This window comes from Falsibacillus pallidus (genome assembly GCF_003350505.1).
Classification (GTDB): Bacteria; Bacillota; Bacilli; order Bacillales; family DSM-25281; genus Falsibacillus; species Falsibacillus pallidus.
Genome location: NZ_QQAY01000019.1, coordinates 42,960 through 56,834, shown reverse-complemented (window position 1 = coordinate 56,834; position 13,875 = coordinate 42,960). Strand labels below are relative to the sequence as shown.

Genomic DNA, 13,875 nt, shown 5'->3' with positions numbered 1-13,875 from the left:
ATATCACAAAAGGGCATACTTTTTTGTTTTTTATTTTAAAGATTTTTAGGGTTCTAAGATTTTAAGGAGCCATCGCAGAGCGATTTCGTTCTTCTCGTGCTTCTTTTTGTGGAAGGAAGCAGCAATGAGTTTGTTGAATATTTGATTTCTAGGAGGTATTCGATATGAAAATCAATAGAATAGATCATATAAGTATAAATGTACATAATCTTTACGAGGCTAAAACCTTTTTTGTTGATTTAGGACTGGAAGTGCAAGCGGAATGGGAATTGGATGGAGAACAGCTGGACAGAATCGTTGGGCTTAATGGAGTTAAGACGTCTTGTGTAGGATTGGGGATGCCAGGTGGTGAGGCATGGATAGAGCTGGTCAATTTTAATGCGCCGCCAGATGAAAAGGGTATTCAGCCATCTTTTGCAAATACACTGGGGATCCGCCATATTTGCTTTAATGTTGAAGATCTTGATGCGATTATTTCTAAATTGAAAAAGAGGGGCACGGAAATCTTTAGCGAGATCGAGCAATACGAAGATAGCTACAAGTTGTGCTACGTCCGTGGTCCAGAGGGAATTATTTTAGAGTTGGCGGAGAAAATCAGATAGATAGTTAAACGGTAAGGAGGTGCATGATGCACTTCTTTTTTTGTTTAGAATTAAAAAAATATCTTATTTTAATAATTATTTATTGAAAAACGATAAATTTTTATTTAAAATGATTTTATCAAAGAAAAGCGTAAAATGTTTAGGGAGGTATGAAGATGGATAGCAACACCTTGCTTGAAAATTTGAATGACCCGCATCAGTTGGAGAGCATGTATCGAAAAGATCCGAGAGCATTTAAAAAATCATTCTCACATGTATGGGAGCAGAATCCTGATTCACAGATTCTTAGTGTCTGGTATGAAAGATTGAATTTCAAGGAGACGTCAAATACAAATAAACCTTCCTTGTTTCAAAAAGGATTCTTAGTTATGGGACTTTTAGCTGTTTTAGCCGGGATATGCACTAGGATCATTTTTCACTTTGTCCAACAGGAAGCAATTGCCCCGATTAACCTGGCTTTTGGTATAGCGCCTTTTATCGCCGCCTACTTTATTTACACTAATAAGACGAAAAGAAGTATTATTTATTCCCTTGCCGCTTTGTTCATCATTTCAGGGGTTTATCTAAATTTACTGCCATTAAATGATAAAGATAGTACGTTCCTTGCTTATTTGCACCTTCCCATTTTCTTATGGGTATTGCTGGGGGCTGCCTTTACAGGAAACGGCTATTCAAAAGGCAGTAGAAGATTAGCCTTTATTAAATTTAATCTGGAATACGGCATTCTCTACGCCAGCATGGCAGTCAGCGGAATGGTATTAGCAGCATTAACCATGCAGTTATTCAGATTTGTTGGCCTGAACATAGAAGATTTCTACTTCAGTAATATTATTTTATTTGGTGCTGCCGCTCTCGCTATTGTGGCTGCCTACCTGGTATCAATGAATCTTAAATTGGCTAAGAATATCACCCCATATATTGCGAAAATTTTCAGCCCGCTTGTCCTTGTCACATTAGTAGTGTATCTTGCAACAGTTCTATGGGTGGGGAAAAATCCATTCCTGGACCGTAATTTCCTGCTGGCTTTCAATGGAATTCTTCTTGGTGTGTTGGCCGTCACCATATTTTCCATTACCGAAAGCGACACAAACGAGAAAAAGACCATTTCAGATTATATCAATGTTGGCTTGATTGTCCTTGCGCTCATCATCGACAGTGTGGCTTTGTCAGCCATCGTGTTCAGGCTTTCATCCTACGGGATTACTCCTAATAGACTTTCTGTTTTAGGCGTAAACATACTTATCTGGGCAAATCTGATTTGGATCATGATTACCTATATCCGTTTTCTGCAGAACAAATCAGGGCTTGCGGCCATCCAAGATGCCGTTACTAAATATTTACCGATTTATGGACTCTGGGCAGCAATCGTTACATTTACTTTTCCTCTAATTTTTAATTAAGGAAGCACGGGGACGATTCTCGTGCTTCCTTTTTTCTTTTAGAAAGAAGCGCCGGGACCGTCCCCGTGTTTTCAATGCGTCAATGATTGATAAATGCTGTAGTCCACTTCTCCCGAGATATCTTTCAACCCATCTTCACACAGCTCCATAGCCATCAAATTCTCCTCGGATGGCGGCAGGTTTTTCTCGGACGGATATACCCCGAATTCCGTAGAGGTTTTGAAACCGAAGCGAGGATAATACTTGTAATCTCCTTCCACAATTATCCCCTTATAACCCATTTTTGAAGCCAACCTAATCCCTTCCCGCAGCATAAAATCACCAACACCCTGCCGCTGTTTATGAATGGCTACCGAGACAGGTGATAGCATCAAGATTTCATCCTCATGTTTGTTGCTTATCGGAAGCTTGGACAGCATAAAATGACCAACAATTTCCCCATTTTCCTCAGCGACTAAATCCAACTGGGGAATGTAGTATGGTTTTTCCCGAATCTCCCTTACAAGAGATTTTTCAACGGCGCCATCTGAAAAGTTGGTATGCAGGAATACTTCATACACAAAGTCCTCGATGAAACGATATTCTTCTTTTTTAACAGTTCTAATGATCATTCTTTGCACCTCAATTACATTCAATATGGTTCTTTACTTCAATAAGAAATGGCCGTTCTCCTTCTTTGCAAGAACAAGGTGGAGCGCCGAGACCATAAGAGCCTTATTTCGTCATATTAATGTTTATTGCAATCTGTTAAAATTTGTATATATACATAATTTCTAATGGCATGGGGGGATGAATGTGAAAAAAAGTGTAAAGTATCTTCTAATCTCTGGTATGTTTCTTGTGATTTTAGCCGCAGGCTTTCTTTATGTCCATTTTCATCGTCTGCATAATCTTCCAATCTATCAAGTGGAAAATAATGCGGGGGAGGAATTTGCAGGGGGGCACGTCTATCGAGTGCATTACGCTCGGTTCAAAGATCATTTATACAAATCAGTAAATCCTTTTATATATAAAGAGGAGTATCCTCTTGGCAAACAGATTGGCCGCACGGAATATAAGACCGAAGCGATTTTCTCAGTGAAAGGGCATAAAGATTGGATAGCGCTGCGCGGATATATGGTTCCTACCACTTATTTCAAAGAAACGACGGAGCGAGATAATGAATAGATACTTGGTAATTCTAATCGTACTGCTCATATCGTTATTGTCCGGCTGTGCGGAAGAGAAGATTTCTCAACAAGCTTCACAAACAAAACCGAATACTACTGCTACTCCGAAAAATGAGCCTGAAATGAAGCCGATCCAAAATGCAGTTCCCGTTCAATTCAAAGTGGGAGAACAAGAGTTTAAAATAGTGCCCGTTTTTGAACCAATCCTTGAATACATTAAGAAGGTAAAACAAAGCCAAGACCCCAATTATAAAGAATTATACATATCAACAGTGGTGGAACCCTTCCGTAAAGAGGGATTTGGCGAGAATAGGGGATTGGCATTGAAAGATAAATATAGTTTTGCTGCGCCGATAAATATTGATCGACTGTATGAATCCATCAAGCTAATGGATGAGAACTATGAACATATCACAAGTTTAATAAAGGAAGGGTTGGAGAAGTCTGCTAAGCTCTTACCCGGCAGCAAGAAAACGATCTATCTGTTTCCAATCAATCCTGACCAATCCATTTTGATCAGCCAAATGAAAGGAGTTGCCGCTTTTTCAACTCCAGAGCAATTCATTGTACTGCAAATAGCTCCTCAGAAATATGATGAAATAATGGTCCCGTACACGATAGCACATGAATATCACCATACTATATACTTCGAAAAAATTAAGAATCAAAAAAAGGACCTAATTGATTATGATTTAGTAGAAGGTAAGGCTGATTCCTTTGCAAACCTGGTCATTCCCAATATGGAAATCCCTTGGACAATGGAATTATCCGATGAAGAGGAGCAAAATATTTGGAACTGGGCAAGCGCCAGACGCTACACCTATACATCAAACGACTTGGCTGAAATGCGTGCGGGGAACCGTATAATCCCACAGTGGTCTGATTACAAAATCGGAAATCAGATTATGAGGGAATTTTTAAAGGAGAATCCTGATTTACCTATACGCGAATGGACTTATATGGACGCAGATGAAATTTTAAAGAGAAGTGGATTGCCGCAATAACACGTGGGGAAAGGGAGGGAAACTTCAGATGTCCAAAAGAAGAAAATATTCCAGTAAAGAACTCAAGAGAATTTCATTACTATATTTTATTATTGGCGGGTTTTTAATCGTAAGTAATATCACCATTTTCTTATTAGAAGGCAGGACCAAAGTGATCTTTATAGCTCCACTCTCAGGCATATTATTTATTATCGGTGGCATCATTTTCAGGGTTAGAGCAGCAAAGTTGGAAAATAACCAATCTTAATTTAGAGAGTAACAACAAACAAAAAGCTTGGGATGATTCCCAAGCTTTTTACATTAGGCTGTATTAAATTTAATTGGTCAAAGTTTATTGATACTGCTTTCGATATTTTAGCAAATAAACAAATTGAATGATGTATACGCTCAACACGGCAATAAGTATGGCATCTTGAAATTGCGAATAGGTTAGGTGGAAAAACTCGTTGATTAAATAAATAATGGCCCAGCCTGCCAAGAATAACGGAAAAGCGTCTGAGCGGGATTTGTAGAGAATGAATTTACCTTTTTCAGTGGCACCTTCATTTTTAATCAAACGTTTGATTAAATAACCCGATACAAAATAGAGCAGAACAGCAACTAGGGCGATCCATTCTAGCATTTTATATTTCACCTCCATTGTTCATTGATGTGCCCAATAATAATTTTCGGCATAGTTGTAAAAAGTGATTCCGACAATAATACCGGCAATCGTAATCAAGATACCTACCGAGAAAGGTACTTCCTTTTCGATGATTTTAGTTTTGTATAAAAGCCAAACAATTAGCATGACGGCTAGGACCTCGAGCACATACTTCCAGAAGCCTAATGAATGCAATAAATAATCGAAGCCTGAATGCCCCCCAAATATAAAAATCAAACAGAAAAATAACGGAAACCTCAGACTCATCTTTTTATAGCCCCCCTTAATCCCTTGCCGAAACCAACAAGACTTACATTATTTACTATTTCGATAATGAGTGCTTATTTCCTGTATTTAGTTTCCTGTTATTCCCCTTTCGGAACCACCACCAATATCTCCGTCCCTTTTCCAAGTTCACTATCCACCCGGATCTCCCCGTGATGCAGATCAATGATTTTTTTCACGATGGACAGTCCCAGACCGCTGCCTTCGGTCGTGCGGGTCCTCGATTCATCGGCTTTGTAGAAGCGTTCGAACATATGCATGACGGCGTCTTCATCCATACCGATGCCAGTATCATTGATCCTTACTGCCAGTTGATCTTCATTCTCTTCACGCGCCTCGATGGCAATGGTGCCGCCGGCAGGGGTGAATTTGATGCTGTTGACGAGGAGATTGATCCAGACTTGATCCATCAAATCCTCATCGGCATTTATCAACAGGTTATCCAGTGAAATCTCCATGTTCAAATTTTTCTCCGTCCAGTGGGGCTCGCAGGAAAGGACAATCCTTCTAAGCTGATGGTCCAACCGGTAGCTGCTGGATTCAAATGGAGGATGCTCGCTTTCAAGGGATGTCAGCTTTAACAGGTTGTCGCTTAATTTGGAGAGGCGGATGCCTTCTTTTTCGATGATGTCCAAATAATGAAGGCGTTCTTCTGCCGTTAACGCGTCGTTCTTGAGGGCATGCGCAAATCCAGAGATGGAGGTGAGGGGGGACTGGAATTCGTGCGAAACATTAGAGATGAATTCCTGCCGCATCTGCTCCATTTCCCCTAGTTTTCCTGCCATATCATTGATATTTTGAATCAAATGAAAGTACGGATGGCGGGGGGAGGAGACGTGCTTATGATAATAGGAAAGGTCGATGTTGAAGTTTCCTTCAGCCATCATCTTCATCGCATGGATCAACGGACTCATCTGTTCATACTGTCGTTTTTGCACCCATTTCAATCGGGAAATCAGGAACATGCAGCAGCCGAATAAGAAAAATCCCGAGATGGAATTGATGATTTGATGGAAATAAAAGCCCGGGTGAAATCCCCATTTAGGGAAAATCCATGACGTGATCCAGTAGGATAGGGACCAATTCGCAATTAAAAGGAAGAGGACACTCGCAATTTCAAGTATGCGCCTCATCCATTCAGGTAATTTCATGCCTTCACCTCCAGCCGGTAGCCGAGCCCGCGGATCGTCGTGATTTTGAATGGACACTCCTCATGGGAAAATCGCTGGCGAAGACGCTTGATGTGCACATCCACGGTCCTTTCATCTCCCTCATAGTCATAGCCCCAAATATCCTCGATCAATTGCTCGCGCGAAAATGTCTTGGAAGGATGGGAGGCCAATTTGAACAGTAGATCAAATTCTTTCGGCGGCAGCAAATTGTCCTTCAGACCATCAAACACATTATGCGAAGAGCGGTCAATGATGACTGGACCGATTTCAATTTTATTGGAGGCAGCAATCTGAAATCTCTTTAACAAAGCTTTAACCCGGACAATCAGCTCAGCCGGGGCAAAAGGCTTCACCATATAATCATCCGTGCCGAGGTTGAAGCCCTTCACTTTCTGCGTCACGTCGCCTTTAGCCGTCAGCATGAGAATCGGAATGGAATCCGAATAATAGCTGCGCACTTCCTGGCAAAAAGCCCAGCCGTCCATCTTCGGCATCATAATATCCAAGATGATCAAATCAATAGGGTTCGCAGCAAGGGATTCGAGTGCGGATTCTCCGTCTGATGCTTCAACTGTCGCCAAGCCTTCCTTAGCCAGCAGGACCCGGATCAATTCCCGGATATGCGGATCATCATCCACAATCAATATCGTAGCCATTCAATCATTCCTTTTTCATAGATTAAAATTTTTCCCGACATCACTTATCTCCCATTTTACCAATTTTGGAAAGGGCAGAGAAGAAGGGAGGAACGTTCATGATAGGGATAGCATAGCGAAATTATATGAACGGATTATGAACAGGAAGCACGAGAACCGTCCCCGTGCTTCCCCGTGCTTCCGCAGTTTTTGTCTAATGACTTTCCTTGACTGTGAGTGGTCAAAGGAGTAAATTGGAATCGATCAGTTTAGAATTGTTCGGTTTGGAACCGTTCGATATCGGAAGGAGATGAAACAGTGGAGAATGATAATCGGAATTTAACTCGTTCGGTCAAGCTGATGCGTTCCTTTTGGCGCGTTCAGAAAAATTTGATGCGGGTCGTTCAGAGGACAGCGGTGGAAAATGGCCTCACCGTTCCGCAATATTCGATATTAATGACCATTGCCCCATTAAAAATCATGCCCCAGAAAACGTTGAGGGAAAAGACATTCCTTCCGAAGAGCACCCTCAGTCAGGCCATAGACGGGCTGGTGCAGGATGGGTGGCTGAACCGGCAGCAGCTGGAGGAAAACCGCCGGGAAGTCCAGCTGTCACTCAGTGAAAAAGGGGAGAACTTTTTTAAGACCATTCATCAGCAGGAAGGCAGCGTCCATGACTTATTTGAATCGGCTGTTCAGCTGTTTTCAGATGAAGAGTATGAGAATCTGCTGGAATCCCACTCGAAGATCATTGATTTCTTGGAATCACAATCGACAGAGCAAGGAGATTGTATAAATGATTAAACTATTAAAAAATTTATCCGTATATAAATGGAGTGTCGTGGCCGTTTTGCTATTTATCTTTATTCAGTCCATGGCGACGCTTTATTTGCCGACGCTGATGTCCGACATCATTGATAATGGTGTTGTGAAGGGAGATACGCCTTACATATGGAAAATTGGCGGCTGGATGCTTCTTGTTTCCGGATTGGGCGGTGTCGCTTCGATCTTTGCCAGCTACTATTCTTCCAAATCAGCTATGGGACTCGGCCGTGATATCCGCCGCAACGTGTTTTATCACGTAGAAAAATTCACCCTGCAGGAATTTGATGAAGTAGGGACAGCTTCATTGATTACAAGGACCACAAATGATATCACCCAAGTGCAGCAGGTAGTGATCATGTTGCTGCGGATGGTGGTCAGCGCCCCTATTATGCTGATAGGCGGCATCATCATGGCCGTATCGAAGGATGCCAAACTCTCACTGGTCATTGTGGTCACCATGCCTGTATTGATCGGATCGATCCTATTGATTCTCTATAAGGGAATCCCACTTTTTCAAACGGTGCAAAAACGATTGGATAAGCTGAATCTCGTCCTTCGTGAAAATTTGACAGGAGTCCGCGTCATCCGTGCGTTCAATCGGGAAGAAGAGGAAAAAAAGCGCCTCCAAAAAGCGAATGAAGATTTAACGGATGTTTCGATAAAAGTAAATAAAATCATGGCTTTCATGATGCCGATCATGATGCTTGTCATGAATTTGACAGTCGTTGCCGTCATTTGGTTCGGTGGGATCCGGATCGATAACGGCGGTATGCAGATTGGGGATCTGATGGCCTATATCCAATACGTGATGCAAATCATGTTTGCTCTCGTGATGGCTTCGATGATGTTTGTTATGGTTCCGCGCGCTGCCGTTTCTGCTAAGCGGATTAACGAAGTAATGGATATGAATCCTTCCTTTTTTGATGAAGGAACGAAGGAAGCGAATCAAGAAAAGGGCACCCTCGAGTTCGATCACGTCACATTCAGCTATCCTGGCGCAGAGGAGCCTGCATTGACGGATATCAGTTTTTCGGCAAAACCAGGCGAAGTAACGGCCGTCATTGGTGGAACGGGATCTGGAAAATCGACCCTTGTGAATTTGATTCCCCGTTTTTATGAAATTTCAAGCGGCGCCATCCGCGTCAATGGGGTGGATATCCGCGAAGCATCTCAAGAGGATGTTCGTTCAAAAATTGGCTTTGTGCCGCAGAAAGCGTTGCTGTTCACGGGAACCATTGCGGAAAATATTCGCTTCGGAAAAGAAAATGCCGAACAGTGGGAAATCGAGCATGCAGCAAGAATCGCCCAAGCGGAAGAGTTCATCGGCCGCATGAAGGATGGGTATGAATCTGAGATAGAGCAGGGAGGAAGCAATTTATCCGGAGGGCAGAAACAGCGTCTTTCAATCGCCCGTGCGCTAGTCCGCAAGCCAGACCTTTATATTTTTGACGACAGCTTTTCAGCATTGGATTATAAAACAGATGCGAAGCTGCGCGCTGCGTTGAAAAACGAAACGAAAGAGGCAACCGTGCTGATTGTCGCACAGCGTGTCAGCACCGTTATCGATGCCGATCGCATCATTGTCCTTGAAAAAGGGGAAGTAGCAGGGATCGGAACGCATAAGGAGCTGCTGGAAACCAACTCGGTCTATCGTGAAATCGTTGAATCGCAGCTGTCTGAGGAGGAGATCGCATGAGCAGCCAAAAAAGACCTCAAAAAGGAATGCAGATGGGACATGGCCCCGGCGGCGGGAGCATGCTGATGATGGGGCAGAAAGCCAAGGACTTTAAAGGGACTTTGAAAAGACTCTTGAGCTACTTGAAGCCCCGCCGAAACAGATTGATTGCTGTTTTTATCGCAGCCATCCTCAGCACGGTCTTTATGATTGCAGGACCAAAAATCATGGGGACGGCCATTACGAAATTATTCGAGGGAGCCTACGGGAAATTCACGGGGGTCCCAGGTGCCGAAATTGATTTTGCCGGCATTGGACAGATCCTTCTCACCCTGGCAGGACTGTATGTATTGAGCAGCTTGTTTACGTATGTACAGCAATATCTGATGTCAACCGTCGCACAAAGAACGGTCTATGATTTAAGGGAGGATGTCAATAAGAAGCTTGAGAAGCTGCCGCTCAAATACTTTGATGGACACTCGCACGGAGATACACTCAGCCGCATGTCCAATGATATTGACACAATCGGAACGACGATGCAGCAAAGCTTGACCCAATTTATCACTTCCATTGTCACCATCATCGGGATCATCATCATGATGCTGACGATCAGTCCGCTTTTGACACTGATCTCGATCGTGAGTCTCCCATTGTCTATGTTTGCGATCCGGCCGATCTTGAAGCGGTCGCAAAAACACTTTGCCGATCAACAGCGGACGCTGGGCCAATTGAATGGACATATTGAAGAAATGTATACAGGGCACCAAGTCGTGAAAGCGTTCGGCCATGAGAAAAAAGCCGGAGCTGAGTTTGATGCAGTCAATGAGAAACTGTATCAAGCAGGAAGCAAAGCACAATTCATCTCCGGGATCATAATGCCGATGATGATGTTCATCGGGAATATCAGCTATGTGCTGATTAGTGTCGTCGGAGGAATACTTGTGACACAACGGGCCATTTCCATCGGTGATATTCAAGCTTTTATCACCTATACACGCCAGTTCACACAGCCCATCACTCAGACGGCCAATATCGCGAACATCATCCAATCGACAGTCGCAGCAGCGGAACGCGTTTTTGAACTGCTTGATGAAGAAGAAGAGACGGAAGAAAAAACGGATGTAAGTGTTGCACGAGCCAAAGGTGCCGTCAATTTTGAACACGTGGATTTTGGCTATGGAGAGGATATGCTGATCAAAGATATGAATATCCATGTGAAGCCAGGCCAAACCGTTGCCATCGTAGGTCCGACCGGTGCAGGAAAAACGACGCTCATCAATTTGCTGATGCGTTTCTATGAATTGAATGGTGGAAAAATCCTCATTGACGGATTTGATACCCGTGAAATGTCCAGGGAGGATCTCCGAAAAAACTTCGGAATGGTTTTGCAGGATACGTGGTTATTCAATGGAACAATCCGGGAAAATCTGGCGTATGGGAAAACCGGAGCCACTGATGAAGAAATTACAAATGCCGCTCGCACGGCTCATGCCGACCATTTTATCCGGACGCTGCCTGATGGCTACGAGACGGTCTTGAATGAAGAAGCTTCGAATATCTCACAAGGGCAGAAGCAGCTATTGACCATTGCACGGGCCATCCTTGCCAATCCACCGATCATGATCTTGGATGAAGCGACGTCAAGTGTCGACACACGGACAGAGATCTTTATCCAGAAGGCGATGAATCGCTTGATGGAAGATAGAACAAGTTTTGTCATTGCACACCGGCTCTCCACCATCAAGGATGCCGACCTGATCCTCGTCATGGACCAAGGAACCGTGATCGAACAGGGAACGCACGTGGAGCTGCTAGAGCAAGACGGATTCTATGCCGACCTGTACAACAGTCAATTTTCCGAGAAGGCTGTGGGGTAGGAAGTGGGAAGCGGGGGAAGCACAGGGACGGTTCTCCAGCTTCCTTTTTGATTTAGCGGGAAGTATCAGAAACGGCATCTTGCTTTCGAATAGCAAAAAACGCTCAGAATTTTGAGCGTTTTTTTATCATTCAAATGATTTATTCCTGTGCAAACTTACAAATACAAACCTCGGTTTTATAATGGAACGTTATAGTTTCGTTTTGTTGATATTTTGAAAAGAGGTCATGAAGCTCTGCTATAAATGCTTCATAGCTGCTATCCGATTTTGTAGGAGTAAAGGATAGCGATAGTGCACCTGCTACAAACCCTTCCTCCGTTAATGTGTGCCAATGATCATAATGCAGTTTGGTATAATCCTGTCCAAAAAAATGAAGTTTTTCTTTGTCTGGATCAAAGTTGGAAATTGCGGCATTTGTTTTTACTTTATATTTATAAAGAACACTCGTGTACTCTTTCTCTAATGGACTATCTTGCTGCATTTCATTAAATAAAATCATGACAAATCCATCTTCTTTTAAAATTCGTTGAAATTCCTTGTTGCATAATGCCTTATCAAACCAATGAAACGCTTGTGCAATCGTAATGATATCAACACTATTATCTTCCAATGTCGTTTCTTCAGCAGGGGCATTAATGAATTGGATATTTTCCTTATTCCAGCAATATTTTATACCCTCTTGTAGCATAAAGTCGTTAGGTTCAATTGCCAGCACCCTGCAGCCCAATTCGCCTAACAAACTTGTAAGAAGTCCAGTCCCTGCTCCAATATCTGCGATTGTGGAATGTTCATTGATTCCCAGCTTTCTGAGTGTTTTCAATACTTCTGTTGGATAAGAAGGCCTTCCCAATGCATATTCTTTTGTTTTATTATCGAATTCGGTTTTCATTGTAAGTCTCCGATTCTCTAATCTTTTTTGATATTAATTATATATTTTAGTAGAAACAAAACCTGCCATAAAAAGACTAAACAGTGCGTTTCTCATACTCAAATGGGGCTTCCCACGAGTAAATATCATGGAAAAAGCCTTTATACGGAATATCATCCTCTAAGCATTTTATGAGATACGATAACTCCTCATCCACCTCTGGTTCTTCACCATTATTGAGTAACACCTCAAATGCATCTACAATAGCTTCCATAAGGGTGACTTGGATAAATAAAGGCAATTGATCCAACATCGCATCTTCAAGAACGGTTTCGGATCTATATCCCTCAAGTACTGTTTCAAAATAATAATCCATGAACTTTTTCCGTTTATCAGCATCTGGTTCAAATTGTATCCAGCCAACTCCTTGCGTCCAGAGACCTGCTAGATCAAACATGTACCAGAAATAACATGAATTATCAAAATCATATACGGTCATTTGACCAGTATCAAAATCAATTGAATAATTCCCGTCGTTGTAATCAAAATGAACCATACCGAAAGAATCGCTACTCTTGTCCAATTCTTTTAAGGTTTTAAGGAGGTCTACTAACTTCTCCTTCAGGAGTGGCAATGAACCGGGTATTAATTTTTCGATATATTCAGGAGTGTATTTATCAAAAAAACTATACCGACTATGAACAGGAGAGTACCCTTTTGATAATTGGTGCATTTTCCCCAAGACTTTACCGCAATTATAATAGTATTCGGAAATTGGAATTCCTTCCCGATATCTATAATTATTTTCAACAAGCCTTTTTCCTTTAGCCTTTTTAAACATGCAGATAAAAAAGTATGATTATTATGGGTAATCTCTTCCAGCAAATTCCCCTTCCGAGAGTTGACTACATCCGAAACACTCCCGCCATGTTCGAATAAATACCTTACATACTCCACTTCACCCTGAAAATCTTCCCGACTTCTGTCATGTAAGAAGGAGATTCTGAGTATTTTTGCATCGGTGCCTTCCTTCTCACAGGTATAAACAACATTGCGCCCTCCCATATGTGCATTAACCGGCGTGATTTCATAACCTTCCAACCCGTACAACTCTGATACTATTGGAAGTAAGTATGCTTCACAGATTTTAACTGACTCGTTATAAATCATGAATCTCCCCCTTAATTTTTTAACTAATTAAAAGTATTCTATATAATTCAGCCTCATCCTTTTTTTGACAAATTGTTATTTTAATGAACTCTGCTGCAAGTGGGATACACAGGGAGTTATCTGTTTCGAGAATACTCTATTCTGCGGCATTAGCACTATTTCCAACAGAAATCATACTTCTTGTGGAAAAAAATGTTAAAATAGCAAGGGGTAATACTTTTATAATACTCCCTCCTGTAATACAGGGGGCCAATGTCTAAAAGACTAAAGAAAGGTGGATATCTATGTTCATGAGTGCATTACACCCAGTCACAAAGCTTTGTTACTTAATTCTTATACTAATAATAGGAAGTCTTGCAGTGTATTTTGCATTTCCCGAAGAACCAGGAATTTTTTATAGCATATTAACCACTGCTTTATACGTAATTTTGATAGGAACGATCATTAAAGCAATTATTGATGTTAAAAAACACTTGGAAAGCAAAAGTAATAATTGACATTATCGTAACTTTTTCAAAAAATTTGTTTTCGACATATTTCAAGCTAATCG

General features: G+C 41.9%; 16 protein-coding genes. 8 read left to right on the top strand and 8 right to left on the bottom strand.

Features of this window, described 5'->3' with window-relative positions; translation table 11 throughout:
• Window positions 1-164 precede the first annotated feature (164 nt).
• Entirely contained in the window at window positions 165-602 is a 438-nt protein-coding gene (locus DFR59_RS17975) for a VOC family protein (RefSeq protein ID WP_114747054.1), read from the top strand.
• Between the two features lie 155 nt (window positions 603-757).
• On the top strand, window positions 758-2,002 hold the full coding sequence (locus DFR59_RS17970; RefSeq protein WP_114747053.1) for a DUF4153 domain-containing protein: 1,245 nt from the start codon (window positions 758-760) through the stop codon (window positions 2,000-2,002).
• 71 nt (window positions 2,003-2,073) lie between these two features.
• Here DFR59_RS17970 and DFR59_RS17965 read toward each other — a convergent pair whose 3' ends face one another.
• The gene (locus DFR59_RS17965; RefSeq protein ID WP_114747052.1) at window positions 2,074-2,613 is read right to left on the bottom strand and encodes a GNAT family N-acetyltransferase; all 540 of its coding nucleotides are present in this window, start codon (window positions 2,611-2,613) and stop codon (window positions 2,074-2,076) included.
• A gap of 184 nt (window positions 2,614-2,797) precedes the next feature.
• Between DFR59_RS17965 and DFR59_RS17960 the strand changes: the two genes are divergently transcribed.
• The 3 genes from DFR59_RS17960 to DFR59_RS17950 are packed head-to-tail and all read left to right on the top strand — an operon-like array spanning window position 2,798 to window position 4,422.
• Window positions 2,798-3,169 (top strand): hypothetical protein, encoded by a 372-nt coding sequence (locus tag DFR59_RS17960; RefSeq protein WP_114747051.1) that lies wholly within the window; start codon window positions 2,798-2,800, stop codon window positions 3,167-3,169.
• Window positions 3,162-4,175, top strand: coding sequence for a DUF2268 domain-containing putative Zn-dependent protease (locus tag DFR59_RS17955; RefSeq protein WP_114747050.1), 1,014 nt, complete (start codon window positions 3,162-3,164; stop codon window positions 4,173-4,175). Before DFR59_RS17960 ends, DFR59_RS17955 begins: the two co-directional genes overlap by 8 nt.
• Window positions 4,176-4,203: 28 nt before the next feature.
• The gene (locus DFR59_RS17950; RefSeq protein WP_114747049.1) at window positions 4,204-4,422 is read left to right on the top strand and encodes a hypothetical protein; all 219 of its coding nucleotides are present in this window, start codon (window positions 4,204-4,206) and stop codon (window positions 4,420-4,422) included.
• 84 nt (window positions 4,423-4,506) lie between these two features.
• Here the strand turns inward: DFR59_RS17950 and DFR59_RS17945 are convergent, their stop codons facing one another.
• The 4 genes from DFR59_RS17945 to DFR59_RS17930 form a co-directional block, all read right to left on the bottom strand.
• A complete protein-coding gene (locus DFR59_RS17945) occupies window positions 4,507-4,797 on the bottom strand; it encodes a hypothetical protein (RefSeq protein WP_114747048.1) in 291 nt (96 codons plus the stop codon).
• A gap of 21 nt (window positions 4,798-4,818) precedes the next feature.
• Window positions 4,819-5,085, bottom strand: coding sequence for a hypothetical protein (locus DFR59_RS17940; protein WP_114747047.1), 267 nt, complete (start codon window positions 5,083-5,085; stop codon window positions 4,819-4,821).
• 98 nt (window positions 5,086-5,183) lie between these two features.
• A complete protein-coding gene (locus DFR59_RS17935) occupies window positions 5,184-6,254 on the bottom strand; it encodes a sensor histidine kinase (protein WP_114747046.1) in 1,071 nt (356 codons plus the stop codon).
• On the bottom strand, window positions 6,251-6,931 hold the full coding sequence (locus DFR59_RS17930) for a response regulator transcription factor (RefSeq protein WP_114747045.1): 681 nt from the start codon (window positions 6,929-6,931) through the stop codon (window positions 6,251-6,253). Before DFR59_RS17930 ends, DFR59_RS17935 begins: the two co-directional genes overlap by 4 nt.
• Before the next feature lie 297 nt (window positions 6,932-7,228).
• On the opposite strand from DFR59_RS17930, the gene DFR59_RS17925 reads away from it, so the two are divergent.
• Genes DFR59_RS17925 through DFR59_RS17915 form a run of 3 tightly spaced genes read left to right on the top strand, consistent with a single transcriptional unit; the run spans window position 7,229 to window position 11,287 of the window.
• Window positions 7,229-7,714: a MarR family winged helix-turn-helix transcriptional regulator gene (locus DFR59_RS17925; protein ID WP_114747044.1), complete on the top strand. Its 486-nt coding sequence runs from the start codon at window positions 7,229-7,231 to the stop codon at window positions 7,712-7,714.
• Window positions 7,707-9,431 carry an ABC transporter ATP-binding protein gene (locus DFR59_RS17920; RefSeq protein WP_114747043.1) on the top strand — a complete coding sequence of 575 codons (1,725 nt, stop codon included), beginning with the start codon at window positions 7,707-7,709 and terminating at the stop codon, window positions 9,429-9,431. The genes DFR59_RS17925 and DFR59_RS17920 overlap by 8 nt, the downstream gene beginning before the upstream one ends.
• Window positions 9,428-11,287, top strand: coding sequence for an ABC transporter ATP-binding protein (locus DFR59_RS17915; protein WP_114747042.1), 1,860 nt, complete (start codon window positions 9,428-9,430; stop codon window positions 11,285-11,287). Before DFR59_RS17920 ends, DFR59_RS17915 begins: the two co-directional genes overlap by 4 nt.
• A 139-nt stretch (window positions 11,288-11,426) precedes the next feature.
• Here the strand turns inward: DFR59_RS17915 and DFR59_RS17910 are convergent, their stop codons facing one another.
• The 3 genes from DFR59_RS17910 to DFR59_RS20440 form a co-directional block, all read right to left on the bottom strand.
• Window positions 11,427-12,176, bottom strand: coding sequence for a class I SAM-dependent methyltransferase (locus DFR59_RS17910; RefSeq protein ID WP_114747041.1), 750 nt, complete (start codon window positions 12,174-12,176; stop codon window positions 11,427-11,429).
• A 76-nt stretch (window positions 12,177-12,252) separates the two neighbouring features.
• Window positions 12,253-12,888, bottom strand: coding sequence for a phosphotransferase (locus DFR59_RS20445; RefSeq protein WP_245948527.1), 636 nt, complete (start codon window positions 12,886-12,888; stop codon window positions 12,253-12,255).
• Window positions 12,801-13,325: an aminoglycoside phosphotransferase/kinase family protein gene (locus DFR59_RS20440; RefSeq protein ID WP_245948526.1), complete on the bottom strand. Its 525-nt coding sequence runs from the start codon at window positions 13,323-13,325 to the stop codon at window positions 12,801-12,803. The genes DFR59_RS20445 and DFR59_RS20440 overlap by 88 nt, the downstream gene beginning before the upstream one ends.
• Window positions 13,326-13,875: the final 550 nt, after the last annotated feature.